Raw genomic sequence first — 6,399 nt, forward strand, 5'->3', positions numbered from 1 at the left:
GGTCAGTGCACCCCGGTCAGTGCACCTCGGTGACCACCACGTCCAGCTGCCACGGCTTGCGCGCCGTGCCCTCGGCCGCCAGCTCGACCCGGTGGCCCAGCGCCAGCAGCGCGTCCATCAGCTCGGCCGGCGTCTTCGGCTCGGCCCCGGCGACCAGCAGGTCCCGCACCAGTCGCCCCTTGGTCGCCTTGTTGAAGTGGCTGACCACGCTGCGCTTGCCGTCGCGCTCCTGGAGCACCCGGACGGTCGCCGTACGGGAGGCCACCTCGCCGGCCGGCTTCCAGGCCGCCGCGTACGCGGAGCTGCGCAGGTCCAGCACCAGCCCGTCCGCCACCTCCGGGAGCACCCCGGCCGTCACGCTCCGCCAGTACGCGCCGAGCGCCCCCAGCTCCGGGAGTTTCACGCCCATCGAGCAGCGGTAGGACGGGATCCGGTCGGAGATCCGCACCGCACCCCAGAGGCCGGAGAACACCAGCAGCGCCCGCTCGGCACGGTCGTACGCGGCGTCGTCCAGGGTGGCCAGCCCCAGGTTGTCGAACAGCACCCCGGTGTACACCTCGGCCGCCGGGCGGGCCCCGGCGGTGGGCAGTCCGGCGTTCTTGGCGATCTCGCCGCGCAGCCCGGGGCTGAGGCCGAGCACCTCGGCGGCGACGTCCTCGTCGCCCCGGCACAGGCCCACCAGCGCGTCCAGCACCGCGCCGCGCGCCGCCGTCAGCCCCGGCAGTGACAGCCCGTCGAGCGCGAGCGGCGCGCCGTCCCCGGACGCGGCCTTGCCCTCCGAGGGCGGCAACAGCACCAGCACAGCGGACTCCTCAACAATCTGTGGCGGACGAACCCCGCCACCCTACTGCGGCTGCCCCGGCCCCCGGCGCCCCGCACAGCAGCAGCGCAGGTTCAGCCGCTGGCTCCGCCCCCGCGAGCCCGCAGGCCGCCCGCACCCCGGCCCGCCCCCACCCCACCGGGCCCGGTCCGGTCGGCAATTCGGTGGGCCGACCCGGCGTTCCCCACTACGGTGACCCGCGAAGGAGAGTGAACGAGATGACCATGCGACCCCTGGACCTGGTGCCCGGCGACGGCGACGCCGAGGAGGAGTCCCTGCCCCTGCGCCTGCCCGCCGGCCTGCCCGCGGAGACCAGGCAGGCGCTGGAGTTCGCGGTGCGGGCGGCGGCCGAGGCCGTGCTGGCCGGTCGGGTGCGCGTGACGGAGTCGGCGGCCGGGCCGGACACCGCCGAACTCGCCTTCGAGGTCCGCCAGTCCGAGGTCCCGGAGGCGCTCGCGGACCCGGCCCCGCAGGACCCGGCCCCGCAGGACAAGGCCGCGCAGGACAAGGCCGCGCAGGACAAGGCCGCGCAGGACAAGGCCGCGCAGGACAAGGCCGCGCGCCGGGCCGCGATGGTGGCCCGGATCCGCGCCGGGAACGCCGAGACGCTGGAGAGGTTGAAGGACCTGTGACCACGGAGTACCTCGACCTCGACGACGTCACCTACCTCGCCGGGGGCCCGCAGAACGTCCGTGACCTCGGCGGCCTGCTCTCGGCGATCGCCCGCCCCCAGGCCACCCTGTTCGGCGACGACGCCTACCCCGACCTGTGGACCAAGGCGGCCGCCCTCGGCCAGAGCCTGGCCCGCAACCACCCGCTGGTCGACCGGAACAAACGCACCGCCTTCGAGGCGATGCTGCTGTTCCTGGACTACAACGCCGAGCCCTACACCGACCCGCACCCGGACGACGCGGTGGCCTTCGTGCTGCGGCTCGCCACCGGCGGCTACGACGACGCGATCGCCCTCGCCGCCAAGGACCTCAGGTCCCTCCTGGGTCGCTGAGCCCCGACGGGCACAGGCCGCCGGCGGACGCGCCGGGGGCCTGCGCCCGGAACCACCCGGGCCGCCCTACGCTGGCCTGCATGCCTCGCCGAAAACTGCGCGTCAAGGCCGTCGACTCCGCCCGGATCAACACCGAGCTCACCGAGCTCCGCACCCGCCTGGAGATCCACACCGAGTGGCCCGAGGCCGTGCTCGCGGAGGCGGAGGAGGCGGCCGGGCGCCCCCGGTTGCCGGAGTACGACGCCACCGACCTGCCGCTGTTCACCGTCGACCCGCCCGGCTCCCGCGACCTCGACCAGGCCATGCACCTCACCCACCGCCCCGGCGGCGGCTACCGGGTGCACTACGCGATCGCCGACGTCGCCGCCTTCGTCCGCCCCGGCGGAGCCGTCGACACCGAGGCCCGCCGCCGGGTCGAGACCCTCTACTTCCCGGACCACCGCGTCCCGCTGCACCCCGCCCGGATCTCCGAGGACGCCGCCAGCCTGCTACCCGGCGAACCCCGCCCCGCCCTGCTCTGGCAGCTGGACCTGGACGCCGACGGCGCCGTCGTGCTGGCGGACCTGCGCCGCGCCCTGGTCCGGTCGCACCGCCGACTGGACTACGCCGCCGTCCAGCGCGCCGTGGACCTCGGCGGCGCCGACGAACAGCTCGCCCTGCTCGCCACCGTCGGCCGGCTGCGCGAGGAGCAGGAGCGCGCCCGGGGCGGGATCAGCCTGCCGGTGCCCGAGCAGGAGGTCGAGGAGACCCTGCACGGCTACGTCCTCGGCTACCGCGCGCCCAGCCCCGCCGACGGCTGGAACGCCCAGATCTCGCTGCTCACCGGCATGGCCGCGGCCGAACTGATGCTGGACGCGGGTGTCGGACTGCTGCGCACCCTGCCCGCCGCGCCCGCCGCCGCGTACGAGCGGCTGCGCCGGATCGCGGCCGCGCTGGACGTCGACTGGCCGCAGGCCCTCCCGTACCCGGAGCTGATCCGCTCGCTGGACCCGGAAGCGCCGCTGAACGCGGCCTTCCTCAACGCCTGCACCGGGCTGCTGCGCGGCGCCGGCTACCACGCCTTCGACGAGTCCCGCGGCCTGCCCGCCCCCGCCGAACCCGGGCACGCCGCGCTGGCCGCCCCGTACGCGCACTGCACCGCGCCGCTGCGCCGGCTCGGCGACCGCTTCGCCCAGGAGGTGTGCGCGGCGGTCGCGGCGGGGGAGGACGTGCCGGACTGGGCGCGCGAGGCGCTGCCGGCCGTGCCGGCGCTGATGGCGAGCGGGGACCGGCGGGCGGCCGAGGTGGAACGGGCCTGCGTGGACCTGGTGGAGGCCGAGCTGCTGGTGGGCCGGGAGGGCGAGGACTTCGCCGCGGTGGTGATCGAGGTGGACGGCAAGCGCCCCGGCTCGGGCGTCGTCCAGCTGCGCGAGCCCGCCGTCCGGGCCCGCTGCGACGCCGCCGCCGCCGCCGACGGCAGCGGGGGCACCGGGGGCGGAGCCCCGCTCCCGCTCGGCCGGGTGATCGACGTCCGCCTCGTCCGGGCCGATCCGGCCACCCGTACGGTCCGCTTCGCGGCGGTCTGAGCCCCCCACCACCGGCCCGGGGTGCGAGGATCGGTCCGTGCCCGAAGCCCAGCCCCCCGCCGCACCCGCCGCCGGACCCGCTGCCCCGTCACCCGCCGTGCCGGACACCGGGCGCCGCCGCCGGCTGCTGGTCCTCGCGATCTGCTGCCTGAGCCTGTTCATCGTCGGCCTGGACAACACCGTGGTGAACATCGCGCTGCCGGTGATCCAGAAGGACCTGGAGGCCCCGGCCTCCGGCCTCCAGTGGATCATCGACGCCTACACCCTGGTGCTGGCCTCGCTGCTGATGCTGTTCGGCTCGGTGGCCGACCGCTTCGGCCGCCGGCGGGTGTTCCGGATCGGGCTGGCCTGCTTCGCCCTCGGCTCCCTGCTGTGCAGCCTGGCACCGAGCCTGGAGTGGCTGGTGGCCTTCCGGGCGGTGCAGGCGGTGGGCGGCTCGATGCTCAACCCGGTGGCGATGTCGATCATCACCAACACCTTCACCGACCCGAGGGAACGGGCCCGGGCGATCGGCGTCTGGGGCGGTGTGGTCGGCATCTCGATGGCGCTGGGCCCGCTGCTCGGCGGCTTCCTGGTGGACGGCGCCGGCTGGCCGTCGATCTTCCTGATCAACGTTCCGGTGGCCCTGCTCGCGATGCTGCTGACCTTCCGTTACGTCCCCGAGTCGCGCGCGCCGCGGCCCCGCCGGCTCGACCCGGTCGGACAGCTGCTGATGATCGTGCTGCTCGGCTGCGGCACCGCCGCGATCATCGAGGGCCCGGGCAACGGCTGGACCTCCCCGGTGATCCTGGCCCTGGCCGCGGCCGCGGTCGCCGCGCTGATCGCCTTCCCGCTCTGGGAGCGGCGGGTCGCCGAGCCGCTGGTGGACCCGCGCTTCTTCGCCAGTGCGCCGTTCACCGGGGCCACCGTCACCGCGGTCTGCGCGTTCGCGGCGCTGGGCGGCTTCCTCTTCCTCAACACCCTCTACCTCCAGGACGTCCGGCACTACAGTCCGGTCGAGGCGGGCCTGTGGACGCTGCCGATGGCCGCGATGATGCTGGTCTGCGCGCCGCTGTCCGGACGGATCGTCGGCAGTCAGGGCCCGCGCCTGCCGCTGGTGGTGGCCGGGCTGGGCCTGGCGGCGAGCGGCCTGCTGCTCACCCGGCTCGGCGCGGACTCCCCGGCCGCGCTGCTGCTGGCCGCGTACGCGCTGTTCGGCTTCGGCTTCGGCCTGGTCAACGCGCCGATCACCAACGCGGCCGTCTCCGGCATGCCCCGCTCCCAGGCGGGCGTGGCCGCCGCCGTCGCCTCGACCAGCCGCCAGGTCGGCCAGTCGCTGGGTGTCGCGGTGATCGGCACGGTCGTCACCTCGGCCGTGGTGGGCCCGATGGCCACCGGCTTCGCCCCGGCCAGCCACGCCGGCTGGTGGATCCTGGTCGGCCTCGGCGGCGCCGTCCTCGTCCTGGGCCTGGTCACCACCGGCGCCTGGGCCGACCGGACCGCCGCGAGGGTGGCCGCCCGCCTCGGCGGCGAGGCGCCGGCGGTCCGGTCCGGTGTTCGGGAGGCCCCGCCCGAGCGGCTACCATGACCACTACGGCGGAAGAGCCGGCCGGGCGGTCGCGACGGGTCCCTGACCCGCCGAGGAACGTCCGGGCTCCACAGAGCAGGGTGGTGGGTAACGCCCACCCGGGGTGACCCGCGGGACAGTGCCACAGAAAACAGACCGCCCACCGCTTCGGCGCGTGGGTAAGGGTGAAACGGTGGTGTAAGAGACCACCAGCGACCGGGGTGACCCGGCCGGCTAGGTAAACCCCACCTGGAGCAAGGTCAAGATCGGCGCCTTCGGGCGCCGTGCGCGAGTGTTCGAGGGCTGCTCGCCCGAGCTCGCGGGTAGACCGCACGAGGCTGTCGGCAACGGCAGCCCTAGATGGATGGCCGTCTCCCCGGGCCGCGCGAGCAGCCCGGGTGACAGAACCCGGCGTACAGGCCGACTCTTCCGTCGCCTGGACAGCCGAAGGCCCTCCGACCCGAAACGGGTCGGAGGGCCTTCGCATGTCGCGTCGTGCGTCGCGGGGCCTTCGCATGTCGCGCGCGTAGCGCGGCGCGGGGTCGTGCTCAGGCCGGGCGGGAGCCGACGGCGTCGCGGATCTGTTCGCCGAGGCCGCCGTTGACGCGGGCGCAGTTGGCGCAGCAGAAGAACATGCCGGCCACCTCGACGCCGTGGCCGACGATGCGCACGTTGCACTGCTCGCAGCGGGGGGCGAGCTTCTCCATCGCGCACTCGAAGCTGTCGAAGGTGTAGGTGTCGCCGGTGACCGTCCTGATCTCGAAGGCGAGCCAGTAGTCGTTGCCGCAGGTGACGCAGATGGCCATGGCGGCCGTCTCCTTCCGGTGGGGCCGGCCCTTGGCGGGGCGGCTCCCTCCAGTCTCGAAGGCGTGCCCGGCGGCGGCCACCCGGCGGGCCCGTCCGGCGGGCCGGGCCGGTGGGAGCGGTCAGCCGGAGTCGGCGGAGAGCTGCTCCAGTGCCCGGACGGCGCGGTCGGCGTCGTCGGCGGCGACGAACAGGTGGTCGTGGTGGAAGCCGGCCACCACGTTGCAGCTGATGCCCTGCTCGGCGAGGCGCCCGGCGACGGCGGCGGTCAGCCCGACGGCCTCCAGCGCGGAGTGGATCTGCAGGGTGATCCAGGCGGCCACGTACTCGTAGCGCAGCCCGAGCGCGTCGGCCTCGTCCTGGGCGACCACCACCGTCACCCCTTCGGGTTCGGCGACGGTCACCACCGGCCGCATTCCGGCGGGCACCCTCGCGGGGAGGGTGCAGTAGACGTACCGCCCCGGGTTGAGCTGCGGGCGCATCCCGCGCAGCAGGGTCGCAAGGTCTCGTTCACCGGCCATGCCCGTCACCGTATCCGTTCCGCCCGGGCCCGCGTCATCTGTCGCTGACCTGTGACAGCGAAGTTGGACGGTTTGCCAGTGAAGTTGGACCAAAGCTAGTTTGTGACAGCGAAGTTGGACCGATTGGGCTGTCGTCAGCT

At 74.7% G+C, this 6,399-nt stretch carries 7 protein-coding genes and 1 other RNA gene; 5 read left to right on the forward strand and 3 right to left on the reverse strand.

The window, feature by feature from the left end; genetic code table 11:
* Positions 1-16: 16 nt before the first annotated feature.
* Complete coding sequence (yaaA, locus tag ACIQWA_RS18945) at positions 17-802, reverse strand: peroxide stress protein YaaA (protein ID WP_402483838.1); 786 nt, start codon at positions 800-802, stop codon at positions 17-19.
* A 236-nt stretch (positions 803-1,038) separates the two neighbouring features.
* Here yaaA and ACIQWA_RS18950 point away from each other — a divergent pair, with 236 nt between their 5' ends.
* From ACIQWA_RS18950 to rnpB, 5 genes are all read left to right on the forward strand, one after another.
* A complete protein-coding gene (locus ACIQWA_RS18950) occupies positions 1,039-1,452 on the forward strand; it encodes a hypothetical protein (protein WP_402483840.1) in 414 nt (137 codons plus the stop codon).
* Positions 1,449-1,823 (forward strand): type II toxin-antitoxin system death-on-curing family toxin, encoded by a 375-nt coding sequence (locus tag ACIQWA_RS18955; protein WP_375887989.1) that lies wholly within the window; start codon positions 1,449-1,451, stop codon positions 1,821-1,823. The genes ACIQWA_RS18950 and ACIQWA_RS18955 overlap by 4 nt, the downstream gene beginning before the upstream one ends.
* 80 nt (positions 1,824-1,903) lie before the next feature.
* Complete coding sequence (locus tag ACIQWA_RS18960) at positions 1,904-3,388, forward strand: RNB domain-containing ribonuclease (RefSeq protein WP_402483842.1); 1,485 nt, start codon at positions 1,904-1,906, stop codon at positions 3,386-3,388.
* Between the two features lie 97 nt (positions 3,389-3,485).
* Positions 3,486-4,955 carry an MFS transporter gene (locus tag ACIQWA_RS18965; protein ID WP_402483870.1) on the forward strand — a complete coding sequence of 490 codons (1,470 nt, stop codon included), beginning with the start codon at positions 3,486-3,488 and terminating at the stop codon, positions 4,953-4,955.
* Positions 4,956-4,968: 13 nt separating this feature from the next.
* Positions 4,969-5,366: RNase P RNA component class A (gene rnpB / locus ACIQWA_RS18970), an RNA gene on the forward strand.
* Positions 5,367-5,482: 116 nt separating this feature from the next.
* Here rnpB and ACIQWA_RS18975 read toward each other — a convergent pair.
* The gene (locus ACIQWA_RS18975) at positions 5,483-5,740 is read right to left on the reverse strand and encodes a Prokaryotic metallothionein (protein WP_360228195.1); all 258 of its coding nucleotides are present in this window, start codon (positions 5,738-5,740) and stop codon (positions 5,483-5,485) included.
* 120 nt (positions 5,741-5,860) lie between these two features.
* Positions 5,861-6,259 (reverse strand): ACT domain-containing protein, encoded by a 399-nt coding sequence (locus ACIQWA_RS18980; RefSeq protein ID WP_402483844.1) that lies wholly within the window; start codon positions 6,257-6,259, stop codon positions 5,861-5,863.
* Positions 6,260-6,399: the final 140 nt, after the last annotated feature.

The sequence above is a fragment of the Kitasatospora sp. NPDC098652 genome (assembly GCF_044760155.1).
In the GTDB taxonomy this organism is placed as follows: domain Bacteria; phylum Actinomycetota; class Actinomycetes; order Streptomycetales; family Streptomycetaceae; genus Kitasatospora.

Excerpts from the sequence above, each read along its gene's own strand:
- ACIQWA_RS18980 (WP_402483844.1), bottom strand. The coding sequence starts at position 6,259 with ATGGCCGGTGAACGAGACCTTGCGACCCTGCTGCGCGGGATGCGCCCG.
- ACIQWA_RS18960 (WP_402483842.1), top strand. The coding sequence starts at position 1,904 with ATGCCTCGCCGAAAACTGCGCGTCAAGGCCGTCGACTCCGCCCGGATC.
- ACIQWA_RS18975 (WP_360228195.1), bottom strand. The coding sequence starts at position 5,740 with ATGGCCATCTGCGTCACCTGCGGCAACGACTACTGGCTCGCCTTCGAG.
- ACIQWA_RS18950 (WP_402483840.1), top strand. The coding sequence starts at position 1,039 with ATGACCATGCGACCCCTGGACCTGGTGCCCGGCGACGGCGACGCCGAG.